This is a genomic window from Endozoicomonas sp. ALC020, from assembly GCF_049275935.1.
Taxonomy (GTDB): domain Bacteria; phylum Pseudomonadota; class Gammaproteobacteria; order Pseudomonadales; family Endozoicomonadaceae; genus Endozoicomonas_A.
The window spans coordinates 3,265,001-3,286,923 of record NZ_CP184830.1 but is presented as its reverse complement, the minus strand read 5'-3'; the positions used below and the strand labels follow the sequence as shown (position 1 = coordinate 3,286,923).

The 21,923-nt window shown below is 47.8% G+C and carries 16 protein-coding genes and 2 rRNA genes (1 of these 18 cut by a window edge); 13 read left to right on the top strand and 5 right to left on the bottom strand.

Going from position 1 to position 21,923, the window contains the following annotated elements:
* Positions 1-114 precede the first annotated feature (114 nt).
* The 8 genes from ACOJUO_RS12375 to ACOJUO_RS12340 all read left to right on the top strand — a co-directional run bounded on the left by ACOJUO_RS12375 (position 115) and on the right by ACOJUO_RS12340 (position 11,446).
* The gene (locus ACOJUO_RS12375) at positions 115-2,349 is read left to right on the top strand and encodes a type I restriction-modification system subunit M (RefSeq protein WP_422139939.1); all 2,235 of its coding nucleotides are present in this window, start codon (positions 115-117) and stop codon (positions 2,347-2,349) included.
* Positions 2,346-2,936 carry a DUF1016 N-terminal domain-containing protein gene (locus ACOJUO_RS12370; RefSeq protein ID WP_422139938.1) on the top strand — a complete coding sequence of 197 codons (591 nt, stop codon included), beginning with the start codon at positions 2,346-2,348 and terminating at the stop codon, positions 2,934-2,936. The genes ACOJUO_RS12375 and ACOJUO_RS12370 overlap by 4 nt, the downstream gene beginning before the upstream one ends.
* Entirely contained in the window at positions 2,936-4,315 is a 1,380-nt protein-coding gene (locus ACOJUO_RS12365; protein WP_422139937.1) for a restriction endonuclease subunit S, read from the top strand. The genes ACOJUO_RS12370 and ACOJUO_RS12365 overlap by 1 nt, the downstream gene beginning before the upstream one ends.
* A 149-nt stretch (positions 4,316-4,464) precedes the next feature.
* Positions 4,465-5,058 (top strand): nucleotidyltransferase domain-containing protein, encoded by a 594-nt coding sequence (locus ACOJUO_RS12360; RefSeq protein ID WP_422139936.1) that lies wholly within the window; start codon positions 4,465-4,467, stop codon positions 5,056-5,058.
* Positions 5,055-5,471, top strand: coding sequence for a hypothetical protein (locus ACOJUO_RS12355; protein WP_422139935.1), 417 nt, complete (start codon positions 5,055-5,057; stop codon positions 5,469-5,471). The genes ACOJUO_RS12360 and ACOJUO_RS12355 overlap by 4 nt, the downstream gene beginning before the upstream one ends.
* Positions 5,472-5,530: 59 nt before the next feature.
* The gene (locus ACOJUO_RS12350) at positions 5,531-6,490 is read left to right on the top strand and encodes a PDDEXK nuclease domain-containing protein (RefSeq protein ID WP_422139934.1); all 960 of its coding nucleotides are present in this window, start codon (positions 5,531-5,533) and stop codon (positions 6,488-6,490) included.
* A gap of 238 nt (positions 6,491-6,728) precedes the next feature.
* On the top strand, positions 6,729-7,949 hold the full coding sequence (gene iscB, locus ACOJUO_RS12345; RefSeq protein WP_422139933.1) for an RNA-guided endonuclease IscB: 1,221 nt from the start codon (positions 6,729-6,731) through the stop codon (positions 7,947-7,949).
* A 209-nt stretch (positions 7,950-8,158) separates the two neighbouring features.
* Positions 8,159-11,446 carry a type I restriction endonuclease subunit R gene (locus tag ACOJUO_RS12340; RefSeq protein WP_422139932.1) on the top strand — a complete coding sequence of 1,096 codons (3,288 nt, stop codon included), beginning with the start codon at positions 8,159-8,161 and terminating at the stop codon, positions 11,444-11,446.
* 64 nt (positions 11,447-11,510) lie between these two features.
* On the opposite strand, the gene ACOJUO_RS12335 is transcribed toward ACOJUO_RS12340, so the two are convergent.
* The gene (locus ACOJUO_RS12335) at positions 11,511-11,798 is read right to left on the bottom strand and encodes a hypothetical protein (RefSeq protein ID WP_422139931.1); all 288 of its coding nucleotides are present in this window, start codon (positions 11,796-11,798) and stop codon (positions 11,511-11,513) included.
* On the opposite strand from ACOJUO_RS12335, the gene ACOJUO_RS12330 reads away from it, so the two are divergent.
* Entirely contained in the window at positions 11,785-12,099 is a 315-nt protein-coding gene (locus tag ACOJUO_RS12330; protein ID WP_422139930.1) for a hypothetical protein, read from the top strand. The two genes, ACOJUO_RS12335 and ACOJUO_RS12330, sit on opposite strands and share 14 nt — an antisense overlap.
* A 139-nt stretch (positions 12,100-12,238) precedes the next feature.
* The gene (locus ACOJUO_RS12325) at positions 12,239-13,291 is read left to right on the top strand and encodes a PDDEXK nuclease domain-containing protein (protein ID WP_422139929.1); all 1,053 of its coding nucleotides are present in this window, start codon (positions 12,239-12,241) and stop codon (positions 13,289-13,291) included.
* 109 nt (positions 13,292-13,400) lie between these two features.
* Here ACOJUO_RS12325 and ACOJUO_RS12320 read toward each other — a convergent pair whose 3' ends face one another.
* Positions 13,401-14,516 carry a branched-chain amino acid ABC transporter substrate-binding protein gene (locus ACOJUO_RS12320; RefSeq protein ID WP_422139928.1) on the bottom strand — a complete coding sequence of 372 codons (1,116 nt, stop codon included), beginning with the start codon at positions 14,514-14,516 and terminating at the stop codon, positions 13,401-13,403.
* A 243-nt stretch (positions 14,517-14,759) separates the two neighbouring features.
* On the opposite strand from ACOJUO_RS12320, the gene ACOJUO_RS12315 reads away from it, so the two are divergent.
* Positions 14,760-14,882: a hypothetical protein gene (locus ACOJUO_RS12315; protein ID WP_422139927.1), complete on the top strand. Its 123-nt coding sequence runs from the start codon at positions 14,760-14,762 to the stop codon at positions 14,880-14,882.
* Between the two features lie 104 nt (positions 14,883-14,986).
* Here the strand turns inward: ACOJUO_RS12315 and rpiA are convergent, their stop codons facing one another.
* Positions 14,987-15,658 (bottom strand): ribose-5-phosphate isomerase RpiA, encoded by a 672-nt coding sequence (gene rpiA, locus ACOJUO_RS12310; protein ID WP_422139926.1) that lies wholly within the window; start codon positions 15,656-15,658, stop codon positions 14,987-14,989.
* Positions 15,659-15,846: 188 nt separating this feature from the next.
* Here rpiA and ilvA point away from each other — a divergent pair, with 188 nt between their 5' ends.
* On the top strand, positions 15,847-17,361 hold the full coding sequence (gene ilvA / locus ACOJUO_RS12305; RefSeq protein ID WP_422139925.1) for a threonine ammonia-lyase, biosynthetic: 1,515 nt from the start codon (positions 15,847-15,849) through the stop codon (positions 17,359-17,361).
* Positions 17,362-17,914: 553 nt separating this feature from the next.
* Complete coding sequence (locus ACOJUO_RS12300) at positions 17,915-18,811, top strand: hypothetical protein (protein ID WP_422139924.1); 897 nt, start codon at positions 17,915-17,917, stop codon at positions 18,809-18,811.
* A gap of 674 nt (positions 18,812-19,485) precedes the next feature.
* Here ACOJUO_RS12300 and rrf read toward each other — a convergent pair.
* Together rrf and ACOJUO_RS12290 are read right to left on the bottom strand one after the other, a co-directional pair.
* Positions 19,486-19,601 (bottom strand): 5S ribosomal RNA (gene rrf, locus ACOJUO_RS12295).
* 166 nt (positions 19,602-19,767) lie between these two features.
* Positions 19,768-21,923 (bottom strand): 23S ribosomal RNA (locus ACOJUO_RS12290); it runs 1,326 nt beyond the window's last position.

Below are 21,923 nucleotides of genomic sequence, written 5' to 3'. Positions count from 1 at the left end.
TATTTCGCTATTCGTTAATACTGAACTTTTGATGTACTCTAGCAGCATCAAAGTCAATCAATTGGTCACTTTTGCTGACTCACCTGCCAGCCAAAAGCTCAATCTGGTCAAGATATGCCCAACACCCAAACCTCTAACAACCTTGCCGCCTTCATCTGGTCCGTAGCCGACCTCCTGCGAGGCGATTTCAAGCAATCCCAGTACGGGCGCATCATCTTACCGTTTACCCTGCTGCGCCGCCTGGAATGCGTTCTGGAGCCCACCAAGGAAGCAGTGGTTGCCCAGCACGAAAAAGTAAAGGCCATGAACCTGCCTGAAGAAGGCATGGAGAAGATGCTGCTGCGTGCTTCTGGATTGTCGTTTTTCAATACTTCACCCATGAACCTGTCGAAGATGGGTCAGGGCGATATCAAGGACAACCTTGAAAACTATGTCCTCTCCTTCTCCAAAGATGCCCGTGAAATCTTTGAGCATTTCAAGTTTGATGAGTTTGTAGGCAGCCTGAACGAAGCCAACCTGCTGTTCAAGGTACTGCGGAAGTTTGCCACCATCGACCTCAGCCCCAAGGCGATCAGCAACCACGATATGGGCTTGGTGTTTGAAGAACTGATCCGTCGCTTTGCCGAATCTTCCAACGAAACCGCCGGTGAACACTTTACCCCAAGGGATATTGTCGAGCTCACCACTTCACTGGTGTTTATGGAAGATGATGATGCTTTAACCAAAGAAGGGATCGTTCGCAGTATTTATGATCCAACGGCAGGTACAGGCGGCTTTCTCTCTGCGGGAATGGAGTACGTATACAAGCATAATACAAAAGCTCGTATGACGGCCTTTGGCCAAGAGCTGAACCCGGAGTCCTACGCCATCTGTAAAGCCGATATGCTGATCAAGGGTCAGGATGTCAGTCGCATCAAACTGGGCAACACTCTGTCGAACGATCACCTCAGTGGCGACCAGTTTGACTACATGCTGTCTAATCCGCCATTCGGGGTGGACTGGAAAAAGATCGAAGGCACCATTAAAGATGAGCATGAACACAAAGGCTACGACGGTCGCTTTGGCCCCGGCCTGCCAAGAGTGTCCGATGGTTCGCTGCTGTTCCTGATGCACCTGATCAGCAAGTTCAGGGACATCACACCAGAGAACCAGAACCCCAGCCGCATCGGCATTATCCTCAACGGTTCGCCGCTGTTTACCGGCAGTGCAGGCAGTGGTGAAAGCGAAATTCGCCGTTATATTCTCGAAGCCGACCTGCTCGAAGCCATTGTCGCCCTGCCCACAGACATGTTCTACAACACCGGTATCGCTACCTATGTGTGGGTGCTGACCAATAAAAAGTCCGATGAACGCAAAGGTAGAGTGCAGCTGATTAACGGCGTACACCTGTGTGGCAAGATGCGTAAGTCCCTGGGCTCCAAGCGGAACATAATGAGCGAGGCTGACCGTCGCCTCATTACCCAAAACTTTGGAGCCTTTGCAGAAGCATCCGAAGAAAACTTTGCCGCCAAAATTTTCGACAGTCATGAATTCGGCTACCGTCGTATTACCGTGGAACGCCCACTTCGCCTGTCCGCCCAGATTACGGATGACGCTGTAACGGGTCTACGCTATGCACCCAGGCCGTATAACGCCGTTATGCGCTGGATGGTTGAGGAATTCGGCACAGAGTGTCATACAACCTTGGCAGACAATGAAGAAGCCATCCGCACCAAAATCAAAAAAGACTTCAAAGAACTGAAAGAGAAGCAGATCAAAGAGGTACTGAACGACAAACTCTGGCTGTTCCAGCGGGGGCTGATGGAGAAAGCCCAAACTCTGCAAAATACAGTCGGAACGGTACTGTCTAACGACTTTAACCAGTTCGATAAAGACCTGAAAGCCGCCCTCAAAGCCGCTAATTTAAAGCTGGATGCCAAAGAGAAAAAGCAGTTCCTCGATGCCGTCACCTGCAAGAACCCCGAAGCCGAACCTGTTATCAAAAAGGTACTGGAAGAAGAAACCCAACCACTTTACGGCGCATTCGAATACAAAGGCAAAGTCGTCGAATTCCAGACCGATGGCGACCTGCGGGATAACGAGAACATTCCTCTTGACCCATCAATGCCCACCCATATCCTGATCGAAACCTACTTCAACCGGGAAGTGGCTCCCCATGTACCCGATGCTTGGATCAATGCCGATAAATGCGATGCCCAGGATGGTGAAGTTGGAATTGTGGGTTACGAGATTCCTTTTAACCGACACTTCTATGTGTATCAGCCGCCCCGTGCGCTGGAAGCGATTGATGCTGATCTGGATGCGGTGAGTGCTAGAATCATGAGTCTGTTACAAGAGGTTCACTCATGAGCAAGCCAAAAAGCAACATTAACCTGAGCCTGAATAAGGAATACAAAAGCTGGCTGAAAAACCTTAAACAGAAGGTGCTGGCAACCCAACTCAAGGCCGCCGTTCAGGTGAACTCCACTCTGCTGAATTTTTACTGGGAACTGGGGGAAGACATTGTTCGGCGGCAGGTTGAAGCAAATTGGGGTGATGGTTTTTTAAAGCAGCTGAATAAGGATTTAAGCAGCGAATTCCCTGATATTAAAGGCTTTTCCCTCAGCAACATCAAATACATCCGTCAGTGGCACCTGTTCTACCGAGATGAGGTTGAAAAAAGCCAACAGCTTGTTGGCCAATTAACGTCGATTCCCTGGGGACATAACCTGAAGATAATCAGCAAGTGCCAAACAACGGCTGAAGCTCTGTATTACGTGGGCAAAACCATAGAACGTGGCTGGAGCCGAAACGTCCTGGCGGAATACGCCCTCAGCGATATTCAAAAGCCTATTGGTGTTTCGGAATACCAACTGACCCACTCACTGCCAGAAAATCTGCAATCGCAACTGCCCAGTATTGAAGAAATTGAGCAGGGACTGAGGGGTGAGTTGTGATGGATGGAAACAGCCTTGAGCGCAAAAAATATGCGGCTTATCCGGAATATAAGGATTCTGGGGTTGAGTGGTTGAGTTCCATCCCCAAACATTGGAACTTAAAAAAAGTCCGCTATGTGCTTAAAGATGGCTCTGAAGGCATAAAGATCGGCCCTTTCGGCAGTGCCTTAAAGCTCGACGATATGGCTGAGCATGGTCACAATGTCTACGGGCAAGAAAATGTAATTAAGAAGGATTTTTCTTTAGGAAAGAGAAAAATTACTACTGAAAAATTCCAAGAAATGAGTCTTTATCAGGTATTCCCGAATGACATTCTGATAACCATGATGGGTACAAGTGGGAAGTGCGAAATCGTTCCTGAAGGTATTCCGTCAGGGATAATTGATTCGCATCTTTTGAGAACCAGAGTTAAAGAGCATGAAATTGATCCAAGATTCTTCAAGATACTGATTGATGAAACACACGAGATTGGTTTTCAGATTAAAACTCTCGGTAAAGGATCAATCATGCACGGTTTGAATTCCGGAATTGTGAAAGACTTGGTTCTTCCACTGCCAGATAGAGTCGAACAGGACACTATTCTTAGGTTCCTCGACCACGAAACCGCCAAAATCGACACCCTGATCGAAGAGCAGCAATCCCTGATCCGGCTGTTGAAAGAAAAACGACAGGCGGTGATCAGTCATGCCGTCACCAAGGGGCTGAACCCTGATGCACCGATGAAGGATTCCGGTGTGGAGTGGCTTGGGGAAGTGCCGGAGCATTGGGAAGTTAAGCGTCTAAAGCATGTTGCTGATGTTGTCGACTGTCGAAACAAAACTCCAGAATACTTCGATGATGGCGAATATTTTGTTGTCAGAACCACAAATGTGAAAAACCAGAAGCTCAACTTTAATGGTGCTTTGTATACCGACGAAAGAAACTTCAAGATTTGGACTCAACGGGGCATTCCACCTGCTGGTTCGATTTTGTTCACTCGTGAAGCACCTGCGGGTGAAATCTGCCTCGTCCCAGAAAACCTTAAGTTCTGTCTTGGTCAAAGAATGATGAATTTCATTTCCCATGATCCGGACTACAAGAGTTTTCTGTTTGATTTCCTCTTATCTGATTGTCTTGAGCGATATATCGAGAGTGTTTCGCATGGAAGTACCGTTACTCACTTGCGTGTCGAACAGGTAGAAAATATTCCTGTGATCGTGCCTCTAAAAGAAGAAGCTGAAGCAATTCATAGCTACCTCAGGGGCATAAAGTCCAAGTATGAAGAATTAACTCATGAAGCTGAGCAAGCAATTGCTTTAATGCAGGAACATCGCACCGTCCTAATCTCCGCCGCCGTCACCGGCAAAATTGACGTACGTGACTGGGTCGCTCCGCCATAATATCTGAGCCTGCGATTGTCTCCGCACTTTGGAGACAATTTGAAAAAAGTCCCAATTTGAGACTAAAAGGTCTTTTTTTGGGACCTTGAAAAGTCCCAATATGAGACCTATAGTTCCCATATTGATACCTCTATAGGAACTTCGTCACTGTGTCATCCATTGCCTCCGTACTGTTCACCAAAACTCAGCAACGTCTGCTGGCTGTGCTCTACGGCAAGCCGGACTGCTCTTTTTATCTGAACGAGGTGGCAAGGCTGGCCGGGGTCGGCAAGGGCGCTGTGGTTCGGGAACTCAAGAAAATGACCGAAGTCGGATTGCTCACCACTCACCAGCAGGGTAACCAGCAGCATTATCAAGCCAATCCCGATAACCCCGTGTTTGAAGAGCTGAAAGCCATTACCCGCAAAACCTTTGGCGTACAGGGTGTGATTAAAAGAGCACTGTCGCCCGTTTTAAGTCAATGTGACATGGCATTTATTTATGGCTCGGTAGCAAAAGGACAGGAACACGCGGGCAGTGATATAGACGTTTTGCTGGTGGGGCATGATTTAAGTTATGGCGAGATTATGGAGCATCTGGAACCAGCAGAAAATCAGCTGGGGCGAATCATTAATCCTACACTGCTGACGCCTGAAGAATTCCAGCAAAGAGTAGACAGTCAGCAAAGTTTTGTCACACGACTTATGGAGCAGCCCAAACTCTGGCTGACCGATCAACCCTTAACCGGAGACAAGCCATCGTGAAAAAGCTGGATAATCTGGTCAAAATCAACAAGCTCAAACAAGAACCCCCCGATGCACAGGAATTTGCAGGGATGGTTCGGGCGGCTGAAACCAAACTCAAAGATGCTGCCATCAGTGGTTTATCCGTCGACAGTCAGTTTTCTCTGGCCTACAGTGCGGCCCATGCTTTGTCACTTGCTGCATTACGCTGGCACGGCTACCGCTCTGAAAGCCGTTATCTGGTGTTCCAGTGTTTGCAGCATACATTAGACTTGAGTCGTGCAAAATGGCGGGTTCTTGATCAATGCCACAAGCATCGTAACCTGGCGGAATACGAAGGGCATCTGGATATTAACCCGCAACTGTTGAAAGAACTGATTCTGCTAACCCATGAGCTGTTAAATCTGGTTAAATCACTCCCTGAAATCTCTTAGGACGTACGTGACTGGCAACCAGAAGCACAACAACAAGAACAACCCGCAGAGGCCACCGCATGAGCAAAACACCCGCTTCATCAAAAGAGCCGGATAACCTGTTCGGCGAAATCAAAGACCTGATACAAAGAGCCAAACAACGGGCAGCGGTGGCACTCAATGCCGAGATAACCGCACTCTATTGGAAGGTCGGTCAGCGTATTCAGCAGGAAATCCTGAAGGGTAAGCGGGCAGACTACGGCAAACAGGTTATTTCCGACTTGTCCCGCCAGCTCTCCGGGCAGTTTGGTAAGGGCTGGAGCCCTCAGCAATTGAGACATTGTATTAAGTTTGCCGAAATCTGTGAGGCTGATGAAATTGTCTCTACAGTGTGGAGACAATTGAGCTGGTCACACCTGAAACTGTTGATTTACATTGATGACCCATTAAAACGTGAGTTCTATATGACCATGGCGATTCAGGAGCGATGGTCTGTCCGCACCTTCAGCGAGCGTATGGATTCCATGCTGTTTGAGCGTACTGCCTTATCCCGAAAGCCGGAAGAAACCATTGTTCACGATCTGAAAATGCTGAGGGATCAAGGGAAAGCCGATCAGGATATCGTTCTGAAAGACCCTTACATTCTGGATTTTCTTGAGCTTAATGATACCTACGTGGAAAAAGATCTTGAGGATGCTATTTTGCGGGAAATGGAGCATTTTCTGTTAGAAATGGGTATGGGCTTCACTTTTGTCGCACGCCAGCACCGAGTTCAAATTGATGAAGATGATTTTTATATTGATCTCTTGTTCTATAACCGAAAACTGAAGCGACTGGTTGCTATTGAACTGAAAACAGGCAAGTTTAAAGCTGAGTACAAAGGACAGATGGAGTTATATCTACGCTGGCTGAATAGATATGACCGTCAGCATGGAGAAGACCCCCCTATCGGCATCATTCTTTGTGCAGGTAAGAAGCAAAAGCAAATTGAATTACTTGAACTGGGTCAACTACCCGTCCCTAAAGGAACGGGCTTGTAAAAGCCCTTGTTGACTAGACCACTATTTAGGAGAGGCAAAAAATAGTAGACGTTATTTCGGATGTAGATACCTTGGAATGTCGCCTTAGTTCCTTGCTCTATCGTGGCTCTGTAAACAGTCTTATTGGGTTATAGACAGTCAACCACATTGCGAAGCCGTTATAACTGGTCGAAAGGAAGTCTGAAACTGGTTTGATCCTACAAACCAGCGTAAGCACAACTCGAAGGAGGTAGACTGAATGCTAGTTTACGTACTCAACAAGAATGGTGAACCATTAATGCCATGCAAGCCCCAACGGGCCAGAAAGCTCTTGAAAGAGGGTAAGGCTAGGGTTGTTTCAAGGACACCATTCACTATACAGCTACAGTTTGGCTCTACAGGCTATAAGCAAACTGTAGTGGCTGGTATGGATACCGGCTCTAAGGTTATCGGCTGTGCTGCTATATCTAACGGCAAGGTTGTATATCAGTCTCAAGTCAAGCTTAGAACCGATATTAAGAAAAAAATGGATCAAAGGAGAATGTATCGGAGCAATAGACGTAACAGAAAAACCCGATATAGAAAGCCCAGATTTTTGAACAGGAAAAACTCAACCATGTTTGGAAGGCTTCCACCTTCTGTAAGGTCTAAGGTTCAGTCCCATTTCAGGGAAAAGAAACAGGTTGAAATGATTTTACCTGTTACCCGATGGAATGTAGAAACGGCCAGTTTTGACATTCACAAGATAACCAACCCTGAAGTGTCGGGAAGGGGCTATCAGGAAGGAAAACAGAAGGATTATTACAACGTCAAAGCCTATGTCCTTGATCGTGATGGATACAAATGTCATTCAAAACAGAAGGTTAAGCATAGTGAAAAATTACACGTTCATCATATTGTATTTCGATCAAATGGTGGAACAGATGAGCCTGGTAACCTAATAACCCTATGTGAAAGGTGCCACAAGGATTTACACGATGGGAAATTTGAGATTAAGAGCCAGAAAAGCAAGACTAAACACGCCACCCAAGTCAGCACCATCAAGGAAGTGTTAAAGAAAAACTGGTCATTCAAAGAAACCTTTGGGTATGAGACAAAATTCAAGCGTGAAACGATTTTAAAATTACCCAAAACCCATTTCAATGATGCTGTAGCTATTTGCAGTGAACATTGGGAGTTGGTTGAACCGAGTCCAATTGTGTATAAGAAGGTTCATGTCTCTAAAGGTGACTATCAGTTACACAAAGGGCAGAGATCAGAAAAGAAAATTCCTGTTGGCAAGTTGTTTGGCATTAAAAAGTTCGACTATGTAAATACCCAAAAGGGTAAAGGATTTATCAAGGGTAGAATGTCTACAGGATATGCTGTATTGATGGATATAGAAGGTAAAACTACAATAACCAGCACAACAATTAAGAAGGGCTGTAAAAGGTTAAGCGCCAGAAGCACAACCCTGATCGACTTCGAACATTGTGCATAGCGAATCTTGGCGGATTCGTTGCTTACATCCCCCCGCTGAAGCGAGGGGTTTTACGCAAAATTCGATAAAACTGAATAGTGGAATCCTCGAATTGTCTCCGCAGTGTGGAGACAATTCAGCCAGATTGATACATTGTGCAAACACTGTCTGCATAATCCCTGAAAAGTCCCAGATAGAGACCTTCAGGTACCATTTTGAGACCTTGAAATATGGACAGTACCAGCGAATCCACCTTCCAGAATGATATGATCGCCCGCCTGCAAGCCAAAGGCTGGCTGCTGGGCAGTGGTGACCAGTACGACCGGGAAACGGCGTTGTATACCAGCGATGTACTGGATTTTGTGAAGAACACCCAAGCGAAGGAATGGCAAAAGTTCTGCAAAAGCTTTCCGGTGGATTCGGAACAGCATTTTATCAGCCATCTGGTCAACCAGTTAAAGAAAGCCGACGCCAATGCCATTGATAAGGAGCTTCGCAGCTTTGGCACCCTGGGCGTGTTGCGTCATGGCTTGAAGATTCGCAATGCCCGGTTCTCTCTATGCCAGTTTATGCCGGAACATACCCTGAACCCGGATACGCTGGCTCGCTATAAAGAAAACCGTTGTCGTGTGGTGCCGGAGCTGGTTTACAGTCCTTATGTCAATCTTGTCCCCCCATCCCAACCTTCCCCCGAGGGGGAAGGCGTCGACGTTCATCTGGCAGAAACCGGTAAAAAAGCCAAGGCATGGCGCATTGACCTGGTGCTGTTTATCAACGGTCTGCCCGTGGCAACGCTTGAGCTGAAATCGGAGTTCAAACAGGCCATTGAAAACGCCAAACGACAATATCAAAAGACCCGTCTGCCCAAAGACCCGGAAACCGGCAAGCCGGAACCGCTGCTGACCTTTAAACGGGGGGCGCTGGTGCACTTTGCCGTGAGTCAGTACGAAGTGTATATGGCGACCAAGCTGGCGGGCTGCGATACCTTCTTTCTGCCGTTTAACAAAGGCACGGCAGAAGGCGGTGCAGGCAATGATATTCCCAAAAACAAGAATGATTACGCCACCGAATACCTGTGGAACGAGGTGCTGCTGCCCGACAACCTGCTGAATATTATCTGTCGATTTGTGCATTTGCAGATCGAAGAAAAGGAAGACTGGGAAGGCCGCAAGTCGAAAAAGGAAACCCTGATCTTTCCCCGTTATCACCAGTGGGATGTGGTGACCAAGCTGATTGCGGCAGCAAAGGCGGAAGGCACGGGCAACAAGTATCTGGTGCAGCACAGTGCCGGTTCCGGTAAATCCAACTCTATTGCCTGGACCGCCCATCAGCTTTCCACCCTGTACGATGGCGAAGGCAACAAGCAGTTCCATTCAGTGATAGTAATTACCGACAGAACCGTGCTGGACGATCAGCTACAAGACACCATCTACCAGTTTGAACACGCCGACGGTGTGGTGGGGCGCATCAACAAAAAAGAAGGCGATGGCTCCAAGTCGGAGAAACTGGCAGCGGCTTTGGAGAGTGCTCAACCGATTATTATTGTCACCATTCAAACCTTCCCTTATGTATTGGCGGCCATTGAGAACAGTACCAGACTGAAGGAACGCCGTTACGCCGTGATTGCCGACGAAGCCCACTCGTCACAAACCGGCTCCACCGCCCGCAAGCTGAAGGAAGTGTTGATGGTGGATGGTGCTGATGACGGGGATGAGGACAAAGAACTGTCTTCAGAAGATATGCTGGACGCAACCATTGCTTCACGCCGGGGCAGCAGCAACCTGAATTACTATGCGTTCACTGCGACACCCAAGGCGAAAACCCTGGAGCTGTTTGGTCGCCTGCCCAAACCTGATGAGCCTGCTTCCGAGAAGAACCTGCCTGAAGCCTTCCATGTGTACTCCATGCGCCAGGCCATTGAGGAAGGCTTTATTCTCGATGTGCTGAAAAACTACACCAACTACAAGGTGGCCTATCAGCTGGCCCAAAAAATAGAGGCCGAGGACGAAGAGGTAGACAGCAAAAAAGCCAAGGTAAAACTGAACCGCTGGGTGCGTCTCCATGAGTACAATATTTCCCAGAAGGTGAAAGTCATCACCGAGCACTACAAAGAGCATGTTATGGGCTTGCTCGCTGGTCAGGCAAAGGCCATGGTAGTTACCAGTTCCCGTAAGGAAGCGGTGCGTTATAAGCTGGCGTTTGATAAATATCTCTCAGAGCACAAAAGTTCTATAGCCGTGATGATTGCCTTCTCCGGCGAGGTGGAATTCCATAAGGACGATCCGGACAGCTCTGCCCTGCTGGACCAAAAGTTCACCGAAACCAATATGAACCCAGCTCTAAAGGGCCGGGACATGCGCAAAGCATTCGATAGCGACGACTACCAGATCATACTGGTTGCCAACAAATTCCAGACTGGCTTTGATCAGCCGAAACTCTGCGCCATGTATGTAGACAAGCCCTTAGGTGGTGTGGAATGTGTGCAAACCTTGTCCCGTCTGAACCGTACCTATCCCGGCAAAGCCGAGTGCGGCACTTTTGTATTGGATTTTGTCAATGAGCCGGAAGAGATTCTGGCCGCATTCCAGCCGTATTACCAAATCGCTGAACTGGCGGATGTGACAGACCCGGATAAGGTATTCGACCTTTACGAAAAACTCCGTGCCAGCGGTATCTTTACCTGGAACGAAGTAGAACAGTTCTGCGAGGCGTTTCTTTCCAAGAGCAAAAGCAATGCAGCGGTGAGCAACATCTGCAAGCCCGCTGTGGATCGCTGGCAGAAGCGATACAGTTCTGCCATTGATGCTTATGTACGTGCCAAGGAGATGTTCGAACGAGCCAAGAAGACTAAAGATGCCGTGTTAATCGCTAATGCTGAAAACAGTTTCAAAGAGTGCAAGCTGGAAAAAGACCGGCTGGAAATCTTCAAAAAGGACTTAGGCACCTTTACCCGTTTCTACGAGTTTATGTCCCAGATTGTGGACTACGACAACAAAGATCTGGAAAAGCTCAGCCTTTATGCTCGCTACCTGCGCCCACTGCTCCGTGAAAAGGTCATTGAAGAAGATGATATTGACCTGGATAACGTGGTGATGAGCCATTACCGGTTGTCCAGGATTCGCCAGCAAGACATTGAACTGAAGGAAGACGCCGAGGGCTATGAACTGGAACCCTCCAGCGATATCGGTTCCGCCAAACCCAAGGACAAGAAAGAAGAGTTCTTATCCCAGATTGTCGCTCGGCTGAATGAGCTGTTTATTACCGACAACCTGACCGATGCTGACTTGATCAACTACGCCTTTACCGTGCGGGACAAACTGGCCGAAAACGAAACGGTGATGAAGCAGATTGAGAACAATACGGCTGAACAAGCACTGCTCGGTGACTTCCCGCAAGCCATTGATGATGCCGTGATGGACAGCAACGAGGCTCAACAGGAGATGATGTTGCAGTATCTTTCCAACCCGGAATTGGCTCGGGGCTTTGCTCGGGTTGTGTTTGATATGTTGAAGGCGTGAGTGAGTGCCCTGCACTGGGCTTCATTGCTGAAGTGCAGGGTAAGATTTCTATATTTGTTCTGACTCAAAGGACTTCAGCACCAGGAATAAATCCACCAGCTAGCGCGATCTGTGTTTTGATAGATTCTTCTGGACTGTCAGCCGCACCAACCCACTTTCTGATTTTCTCGATTTCTGAAATTGACATCCTCCCCGCAGTGAAGAGGCTGTCGCAAAACTCTGGTTCCCATGCTCCAGCGTGGGAACCCATACCCATCTCGCGCTGCAGAGTCCCCTTTTCAGGGGAGGTATGCATTCCCACGCAGAGCGTGGGTGTCGCAAAACTCTGTGGGAACGATTTGACTCCCATCATTCCCAGCTTCATTCCCATCATTCCCAGCTTCATTCCCGTCATTCCCAGCTTCATTCCCGTCATTCCCGCGAAGGCGGGAATCCAAACTGACTCACCACCAGAACCATACTGCCCGGTGCCCTCCTGGCCTTGTCATCCCCGAGAAGGCAGAGATCCACCGTTGGCGCTGGATTCCCGCCTTCGCGGGAATGACGACCTAAGAGCATGGGAACGAGCTGTTGGAGTTTTCCGACACCCTCAGAGCGTGAGAACGAGTTGTACCTGCATCCCCCATTCTACGACCTCGTTTTTATTCTTGTGAAAACCCCTAATGCCAGGCTGACTCTTTCATACGACAACGGCTCTTGTTAGGGAAGGAACAAAAATAGGCAGCAGAATGCTGACATTGAATTCGGGCAATATCTCAACTAAGTTTCAGCGGTGTTAAAAGAGGTTCACTCATGAGCAAACAAAAAAACACCGTCAACCTAAGCCTGAACGGCGAGTACAAAAACTGGCTGAAAACCTTGAAGCAGAAGGTACTGTCAACTCAGCTTAAAGCCGCTGTTCAGGTGAATTCGACCTTGCTGGCTTTTTACTGGGAACTGGGGGAAGACATTGTTCGTCGACAGGCTCAGGCTAACTGGGGTGAAGGCTTCCTCAAGCAGCTTAGTAAAGACTTAATGTCAGATTTCCCTGAAATTAAGGGGTTTTCTCGTCGAAATCTTGAGTTAATCAGGCAATGGTACACGTTCTGGTCTGATAACGGGGCAATTGCGCAACAGCCTGTTGCACAATTAACTCAAATTCCTTGGGGGCATAACCAGCTCATCATCAACAAATGCAAAAGTAAACAGGAAGCCCTGTATTACGTTCAGAATACTATCAAACACGGCTGGAGCCGAAGCGTACTCACTCACCAGATAGAAAGCGGCCTCTGGCAGCGAGAGGGACAGGCCGTCAGTAACTTTAGTACCACCCTGCCAGCCGTACAATCTGACATGGCGCAAGAAACCCTGAAAGACCCTTATGTATTTGATTTTCTCGCCCTGACCCAAAACTACAACGAGCGTGAGCTTGAGAAAGGTTTGACTGAGCATATCACCCAGTTTTTGTTGGAATTAGGGGCTGGATTTTCTTTTATGGGCAAGCAATTTCATATACAGGTGGGACAACGGGATTTTTATATTGACCTGCTGTTTTACCATGTCCGGTTACATTGTTATGTGGTGGTTGAGCTGAAGACGGTAGATTTTGAACCGGAACATGCAGGCAAACTGAATTTTTATATCAGGGCCGTGGACGAACAACTGCGTAAAGAGGGCGATACGCCCACCATTGGCATTCTGCTGTGCAAGAACAAGGACAAACTCGTGGCAGAGTACTCTCTCAGTGATATGCAAAAGCCTATTGGCGTCTCGGAATACCAGCTCACTCAATCACTGCCGGAAAACTTGCAATCGCAACTACCCAGCGTGGAAGACATTGAACAGGGATTGGGAACTAAAAGATGAGACAGAAGCAGACCGACAACTGAACATTTCAGCGTCGGCCTATGCAAGCTATTCCCTGTAATGAAAATACCATCACAGTTACAGTCGACGGTATTTCCCGATCGGACTCTTATTTTGAAGCCTCAGACTTGGTACCGTCAGCGTGCCATTCGTAAACGACAAAACTGAAGTCTTTCAGGTCTCCCTTGCCATCGAAGGCCAGGTTGCCTGTTGGCGTACTGAAGGTGTTTGAACGCAGAACGTCGGCTACTTCTTCAGGGCTTTCACTCTTGGTCAGTTCCATGCCTTCAGCCATAACCTGAACAGCAGAATAGGAAGGGAATACGAAAGGACCGGATGAATCTTCACCTTTTGCCTCGAAGGCGGCTACCAGTTTGGCGTTGGCAGGGTCCTGATCAAAACTCTTCGGCAGTGTCACGAGCAAACCTTCTGAAGCCTGACCGGCAATGGCTGAAATATCCTTGTTGCCCACACCTTCAGGCCCCATGAATTTAGCCTTCAAACCCTTTTCTGCGCTTTGACGCAGAATCAGGCCCAGTTCAGGGTGATAGCCACCGTAGTAAACAAAATCGACATCTTCTTTCTTCAACTTGGCAATGAGCGCTGAAAAGTCTTTGTCACCTGAAGTAACACCTTCAAAAACAGCCACATCAATACCGGCTTTTTCAACCGTATTCTTAACGGCTGTAGCAATGCCTTCACCATACTGTTGCTTGTCATGGATAACTGCCATACGCTCTGGCTTTATGCTCTCTACGATGTAGTTACCCGCAGTGGGTCCTTGCAGGCTATCGAGTCCAATTGTGCGGAATATCAGCTCATATCCACGACTGGTGATCTCCGGACTGGTGGAGGCGGGGGTGATCATCAGGATACCTTCATCTTCATAGATGTCGGTGGTAGGCTGGGTAGAAGCAGAACACAGATGCCCTACGACAAAACGGATATCGTCATTTACGATTTTGTTGGCAACCGCTACGGCCTGTTTGGGATCACAGGCATCGTCATAGACTACCGCTTCCAGCTGCTTACCATTGACGCCCCCCTGTTGGTTAATTTGCTCTACGGCCATCTTCGCACCGGTGAATTGCATATCACCATACTGGGCTACAGGACCTGTTACCGGGCCAGCCAGAGCAATTTTTATCGTGTCGGCGGCCTGAGCCAGACCGGAAGCCCCTGTTACGGCTGCAGATACCGCCAGAGCGGCCAGAGTTTTGTTCATTTTTCTTATCATGCTGTAGTTCTCTTGGAATGGAATTAATTCCATTTTCTCATTATCTAAATCCTTCTTTCTCTCGAAAAGTTATATTAAGGATTTTTTTCAGTCATAACAGCTTTTTTTCCAAACTTTTTTCTTCGACTTTTGTCTAAATCTATACGAACGTCTTAAGGCGGCAGAGCTATCACAGACCTAGAGTGAAAGCATTAAGGGAATACTCTAAACAAGGATGTAAGGAGAAGCAGTATGGATACGAATCAACATAATACTCAGGATAATGAACTGAAAAACGGCGAACTGATTATATTGTCACTTTCTTTAGGGAGCGTTCTGGCTTCGCTTCACTTCTTTTTGAACACCATTTTCTGACAACCATGGATTCAGGAAATCTTTGTTGTCCCATATTGGTGACAAATAATATTTCATAATAGAGGTCAGGGGAAATGGCCGGGTTTACAGCCGGCCCAGGTTATTTAAGCCCTGATGGTTTTAACCCCTTCCGCAGTGCCCAGAAGCAACACATCAGCAGATCGCGCCGCAAACAATCCATTGGTTACGACTCCCACAATCTGGTTGATCTTTTCTTCAAGACCCATGGCGTCAGTAATCTCCAGATTCCATACATCCAGAATGATATTACCATTATCAGTCATAACCCCTTCACGGTAAGCGGGGTCACCACCCAATTTAACCAATTCACGGGCAACATGACTGCGAGCCATGGGAATAACCTCGACAGGAAGCGGGAATTCACCCAGCACGTCTACCAGCTTGCTCTCGTCTGCAATACAGATAAACTCTTTCGCCACTGCAGCCACAATCTTTTCCCTTGTCAGGGCTGCTCCACCGCCTTTGATCAGGTGCAGGCGATTGTTAGACTCGTCAGCCCCGTCAATATAAAAGCGCAGTTCACTGATACTGTTCAGGTCATAAACCGGAATCCCGTGCTGTTTCAGACGATCAGCAGAAGCCTCTGAACTGGCTACGCAACCATCAAAACTGTTTCTGTGTTCTGCCAGAGCATCAATAAAGAAATTGGCCGTGGAACCAGTGCCAATACCGATAATCATATCTTCTTCCAGATGAGGGAGGATCCGCTGCAATGCAGCCTCGGCAGTCGCCTTCTTCAGCTCGTCCTGGGTCATGTCTCTACCTTGCGGTCATGTACAATGAAGCCAGGGATTATACCCCCGGAAACGATCCCCCGCTGAACTAAATACTTCAAATTCCGTATAACCTTTTGTTACTTGAAAACGATAAAAGATTGTTTCTTGTACACATGCCTGTTTAGAATCAGTCCAACCAAGATAAGTTATTACAAAAGTGAAGTCCCATGCCTCATCAGTACATAAGAATGATTCTCGAAGCCAAAGTTTATGATGTGGCGATTGAGACTCCTATTCATGAGGCTCCTTTTCTCAGCAAGCGTTTGAATAATCAGGTTTTTCTGAAGCGTGAAGACCTGCAACCCGTATTCTCATTTAAAATCCGGGGCGCTTATAACAAGATGGCCCAGTTAACCGCTGAAGAAAAAGCCTGCGGAGTGACCTGTGCTTCTGCCGGCAATCATGCCCAGGGCGTGGCCATGGCAGCCAAGACCATGGGAATTGAAGCCGTTATCGTGATGCCCGGTACTACTCCTGAAATAAAGTACAAAGCCTGCGAGGCCAGAGGGGCAAAGGTCATCCTTCATGGTGATACCTTTGATCAGGCACTGGCTTACTCCATGAAACTCGTTGAAGAACAGGGCTATACCTTTATTCATCCTTATGATGATCCCTACACTATCGCCGGTCAGGGCACGATCGGCATGGAAATTCTGCGTCAGCATTCCGGTCAGCTCGATGCGGTTTTTGTACCCGTCGGCGGAGGTGGTTTGGCCGCAGGCATAGCGACCTATATCAAGTATCTGCGCCCTGATATCAAGATCATCGGCGTTGAGTATGAAGAATCTGCCTGTCTGAAAGCAGCTCTGGAAGCTGATGAGCGAGTGACCTTGCCCCATGTGGGTCTTTTTGCTGACGGCATTGCTGTGGCTCAGATCGGCGAAGAAACCTTCAAGCTCTGCCGGAAATACATTGATGAAGTGATCACGGTCAGCTCTGATGAAATATGCGCATCCATCAAGGATATCTTTGATGATACCCGTTCGGTTTGTGAGCCTGCCGGTGCGGCAAGTGTGGCTGGCCTGAAAAAATATGTCAGCGAGACAGGTGCCAGCAATCAGAAACTGATGGCTATAGCCAGTGGCGCCAATATCAACTTTGATCGTCTGCGTTATGTTTCCGAACGTGCGGAATTAGGTGAGAAGCGAGAAGCGATCATCGCTGTCACCATCCCTGAACAACCCGGCAGTTTCAAAAAATTCTGTGAAACCCTTGGTAAAAGGAATATCACCGAATTCAACTATCGCTTCCACGACCCCAAAAATGCCCGAATCTTTGTAGGTGTCCAGGTTCATCCTGATCAAATGCCCATTGATAATCTGATCCATGAGTTGCAAGAGAAAGGTTATCCGGTAGAGAACCTGACCGACAACGAGATGGCTAAGTTGCATGTTCGTCACATGGTAGGCGGCCATAGTAAAGCTGTGAAGGATGAGGTGGTTTATTGTTTTGAATTCCCGGAACGTCCGGGTGCCTTGCTCAACTTCCTGAACAAATTGGGTGACCAATGGAACATCAGTATGTTCCACTACCGGAATCACGGCGCTGCCTATGGCCGTGTTGCTGTCGGTCTGGAAGTACCAGAAATGGAGAGACCACACATCGCAAAATTTCTGGCTGAGCTGGACTATTACTACTGTGAAGAAACGGATAACAAGGCTTATCAGGCGTTTTTGGGGTGATGACCCGCTGAGATGCCGGGTTTATTATCCAGGACTCAATTTCTCTCAGGAACAAAGCATTGGATAACCGGGATAGGGCGAAGCCTTACAGCTACGCTCCTCCCACAACACCCAGTTTACGGGTCCGTACTGGGCGTTTCGGTCAGTTAAGCAGCCAATAATCTAATCAAACCTAATTCATCGAACCAACTATTCGGCAATGCTAAGTGCAGCGCAGGACTCCGGCATACTCGCAACTGCCCTTTGCTAGATCCTACCGTCTGTCTCGTCAGTTCATCACTGACTCCCCGCCTTCTCAGCTCCGCATAACGCTTCGGACTTTTCTCCCATTGACACCAGAGCATAGTCTCGTTGGAATACAATTACTCAAGTATTATTACCATGGTCGTGATACCACTTGGCACACCTAGTAGCATCTGGTGCATCGGCAGACTGCCAGACTATAGGGTAATACTGCCACTCATTGTTATATTGGCTGACCATTTTGTTATGAACTTTATATAGGGTTGTGACTCCGAACAACATCAATCAATAAAAGAAAAGGAGTTGCATCATGACGACACCGGTCAGCAATATTTCAAATAAAAGATTGCTCTCAACAACAGATATGGCTTCAACACAAAACCCGTACAATTCACAAACATCTGGAGCAACGTGTTATAACAGGTCTGTGGAGTGTTTAGAGCCATCAGTATCTATAAAAATTGATAGATCCAAAAAAAGAGAGACTGCTTTCGTTGGGTTTCATGAGAGAGGCTTGAAGAATAGAGTGGTATTAAAGCATATCCCTTTTGAAATAGACGGCACTGTGTTTAATTATATCGATGGCAATAAAAGAGATGATGAGCTGGCAAAAAAAATGATTGACATTAGTGACGACAGGCCAAAAAGCTCTTTCACTTTTAATATCAAAACACAAAATGGCAATCACGACTATGCACCTTCACATCTATGGCAAAAGCAATTCTTAAAATGTGTAAACTCAGGATTGCAGATTTATTTCGATGATTGCCCTCCAGATAGATTAGTCCCTTTCTTAGGAAATAAGACAGTTGCTGAGATTTATAAAGGTAAAAAAATCCCAGCAACTTGCTATCAGTTTGTGAACTTTATGGAGTTTAATTCAACTTCATTTCTAGATAAATTCCGCAACGAGTATACAAACTTAAAAACTTTAGATACAAACAATCAATTCACTCCTATTGCAATTTTAAAAAACAACGATCCCGTTCATACATTTATTCACATTGGAGATAATGTTTGCATAGGTAAACTGGGGGACGGGAATATTTTTTTCCATACTGCTGAAGATATATTGAGTCATTATCAGGAATCTTTTGAAACTCCTTTGCGTTTGGCGATTGCAAATATTCAACCTTTACAGTTGTGTGGCAACCAACGTCACACTCACTGGCAAAGTCAAGCGCAGCACACAGCTTCGGTTGATTAAGATCCGGCCTTATTGCGTTTAACTCGCTGTAAGGCTCTTGTTAAATTATTGGGGTTGGTGATACGTTCCATCAGGCTCGTACCACCCGCCGGGCTTTCGTAATCCTGTGATACCGACACGACCTCAGCTCTCATAGCCTCGCAGCCTCCGTTTCCGCCGTGACCACTTGGTATGAGTTCCAGTGTTTGCTGGACTTGTCTGCGTCCGGTGTATCGAATGACAAAAACTACTCACCACTCTTTACCGTTCGGGCCTTTACTGACATACGCCAGCTACTATGCCGTCTGCTGACTTCTGTGTAGCGATCAGGACACCTTAGATGACCTCAGTCTGAAATGTCAGACACTACACAGACCTCCCGAGGTAAGTCACACCGCCTTCACTGAACAACTGCCGGATCTACTGCCTGAATGTCCGGATGAGTATGGGACTTCGTTATCAATTGCTAACTCGTCCCGACGCAGACAGCCTCATATCCGATTTCTGTTCGTTAGCTCGCAGTTTTGCTCCACACTGCCTTCAGCCTGCACCTCGCGATACAAACCTTGATATTTCGCTAACCCTTCGCCCTCATCTGGCTGAGCAGGGGACTTTCACCCCCAAGCTGTGCAACATGCTCGACACACAACAAAAACCCCGGTCAATCTCTCAACCGGGGTTCTGCTTTATTCAATGCCTGGCGATGACCTACTCTCACATGGGGAAGCCCCACACTACCATCGGCGATGTGTCGTTTCACTTCCGAGTTCGGGATGGGATCGGGTGGTTCCAACACTCTATGGTCACCAGGCAAAACTGGTCGCTAGTATCAAGAAACAAGTTTCAAGATAAAAGCATGGAATCCAAATCTCTTTTACAAGCTGCGTCGTTTATTCTTGCTCAACACTCTCGTGCATGGCTCCTTGAAACTTGTCTCTTGACACTAGTCTCTAGTTTCCAGATCGCTTTGGCGTTATATGGTCAAGCCTCTCGAGTCATTAGTACGGGTTAGCTCAACGCCTCACAACGCTTACACACCCCGCCTATCAACGTCATAGTCTTTAACGTCTCTTATGGGCCTTGCGGCCAGGGAAGTCTCATCTTGAAGGGGGCTTCCCGCTTAGATGCTTTCAGCGGTTATCCCGTCCGAACTTAGCTACCGGGCAATGCGTCTGGCGACACAACCCGAACACCAGTGGTTCGTCCACTCCGGTCCTCTCGTACTAGGAGCAGCTCTCCTCAAACTTCCAACGTCCACGGCAGATAGGGACCGAACTGTCTCACGACGTTCTAAACCCAGCTCGCGTACCACTTTAAATGGCGAACAGCCATACCCTTGGGACCGGCTTCAGCCCCAGGATGTGATGAGCCGACATCGAGGTGCCAAACACCGCCGTCGATGTGAACTCTTGGGCGGTATCAGCCTGTTATCCCCGGAGTACCTTTTATCCGTTGAGCGATGGCCCTTCCATTCAGAACCACCGGATCACTATGACCTACTTTCGTACCTGCTCGAGATGTACCTCTCGCAGTCAAGCTGGCTTGTACCATTACACTAACCGCACGATGTCCGACCGTGCTTAGCCAACCTTCGTGCTCCTCCGTTACTCTTTGGGAGGAGACCGCCCCAGTCAAACTACCCACCACACAATGTCCCCGATCCTGCTAAAGGACCTGGGTTAGAACCTCAATATTGCCAGGGTGGTATTTCAAGGTTGGCTCCATGCAGACTGGCGTCCACACTTCAAAGCCTCCCACCTATCCTACACAAGCAACATCAAGATTCACTGTGAAGCTGTAGTAAAGGTTCACGGGGTCTTTCCGTCTAGCCGCGGATACACTGCATCTTAACAGCGATTTCAATTTCACTGAGTCCTGGGTGGAGACAGCGTGGCCATCGTTACGCCATTCGTGCAGGTCGGAACTTACCCGACAAGGAATTTCGCTACCTTAGGACCGTTATAGTTACGGCCGCCGTTTACCGGGGCTTCGATCAACCGCTTCTCTTGCGATAACAGCATCAATTAACCTTCCGGCACCGGGCAGGCGTCACACCGTATACGTCCACTTACGTGTTAGCACAGTGCTGTGTTTTTAATAAACAGTCGCAGCCACCTGGTATCTTCGACCACCGCCAGCTTACGGAGCAAGTCCGATCACCGGCAGCGGCGCACCTTCTCCCGAAGTTACGGTGCCATTTTGCCTAGTTCCTTCACCCAGGTTCTCTCAAGCGCCTTGGTATTCTCTACCTGACCACCTGTGTCGGTTTCGGGTACGGTCCCTTTTGACCTGATGCTTAGAAGGTTTTCCTGGAAGCCTGGCATCAACCACTTCCCCACCTTGGTGGGTTCGTCATCAGTTCTCGGCTTTGTGAACCCGGATTTGCCTGAGTCCACAGCCTACGACCTTAAACAGGGACAACCATCGCCCTGCTGGCCTAGCCTTCTCCGTCACTCCATCGCAGTCAAAAGGGGTACAGGAATATTAACCTGTTTCCCATCGATTACGTCTTTCGACCTCACCTTAGGGGCCGACTCACCCTGCGCCGATTAGCGTTGCGCAGGAACCCTTGGTCTTCCGGCGAGGGAGCCTCTCACTCCCTTTATCGTTACTCATGTCAGCATTCGCACTTGTGATACGTCCAGCCCACCTCCCGGTGAACCTTCAACCGCTTACACAACGCTCCTCTACCGGTTCAGTTGTCAGTTTGCAGTTGTCGGTTGTCAGTTTGAACTGAGTTATTTAAAACTCTTGTGCAAACTAACCAACATCTTACTGACTTGGTTGTATTCGGTTTTGAGGTCTTGCCATTGCTGATCGTCAATGTAATTGAGATCAAGGCAGTACCTTAACCAAACTCTCATTTCGTCAGATGATCCGATAGCCATCAATATGAACCTTCGAAACTCTGCTTTTGAGATGATCAGTTTCCCATGTCCTTCAGCAATATTTGCACAGATTCCTTTACTGGCTCTGCGCATCTGATCAGCAAGTCCATGCATTTGTTCAATTCTCGGAAATTCCAGCGAGAGCTTGTGAACTTTCAAAGAAAGCTTATAGGCCCGTTGAAATACTTCTAAATCTTCAAATCGCTGCATACTTACTTCTCATACTGCCAACTGACAACTGTAAA

Excerpts from the sequence above, each read along its gene's own strand:
- ACOJUO_RS12375 (WP_422139939.1), top strand. The coding sequence starts at position 115 with ATGCCCAACACCCAAACCTCTAACAACCTTGCCGCCTTCATCTGGTCC.
- ACOJUO_RS12370 (WP_422139938.1), top strand. The coding sequence starts at position 2,346 with ATGAGCAAGCCAAAAAGCAACATTAACCTGAGCCTGAATAAGGAATAC.
- ACOJUO_RS12365 (WP_422139937.1), top strand. The coding sequence starts at position 2,936 with ATGGATGGAAACAGCCTTGAGCGCAAAAAATATGCGGCTTATCCGGAA.
- ACOJUO_RS12350 (WP_422139934.1), top strand. The coding sequence starts at position 5,531 with ATGAGCAAAACACCCGCTTCATCAAAAGAGCCGGATAACCTGTTCGGC.
- iscB (WP_422139933.1), top strand. The coding sequence starts at position 6,729 with ATGCTAGTTTACGTACTCAACAAGAATGGTGAACCATTAATGCCATGC.
- ACOJUO_RS12340 (WP_422139932.1), top strand. The coding sequence starts at position 8,159 with ATGGACAGTACCAGCGAATCCACCTTCCAGAATGATATGATCGCCCGC.
- ACOJUO_RS12335 (WP_422139931.1), bottom strand. The coding sequence starts at position 11,798 with ATGATGGGAGTCAAATCGTTCCCACAGAGTTTTGCGACACCCACGCTC.
- ACOJUO_RS12325 (WP_422139929.1), top strand. The coding sequence starts at position 12,239 with ATGAGCAAACAAAAAAACACCGTCAACCTAAGCCTGAACGGCGAGTAC.
- ACOJUO_RS12320 (WP_422139928.1), bottom strand. The coding sequence starts at position 14,516 with ATGAACAAAACTCTGGCCGCTCTGGCGGTATCTGCAGCCGTAACAGGG.
- ACOJUO_RS12315 (WP_422139927.1), top strand. The coding sequence starts at position 14,760 with ATGGATACGAATCAACATAATACTCAGGATAATGAACTGAAAAACGGC.
- rpiA (WP_422139926.1), bottom strand. The coding sequence starts at position 15,658 with ATGACCCAGGACGAGCTGAAGAAGGCGACTGCCGAGGCTGCATTGCAG.
- ilvA (WP_422139925.1), top strand. The coding sequence starts at position 15,847 with ATGCCTCATCAGTACATAAGAATGATTCTCGAAGCCAAAGTTTATGAT.
- ACOJUO_RS12300 (WP_422139924.1), top strand. The coding sequence starts at position 17,915 with ATGACGACACCGGTCAGCAATATTTCAAATAAAAGATTGCTCTCAACA.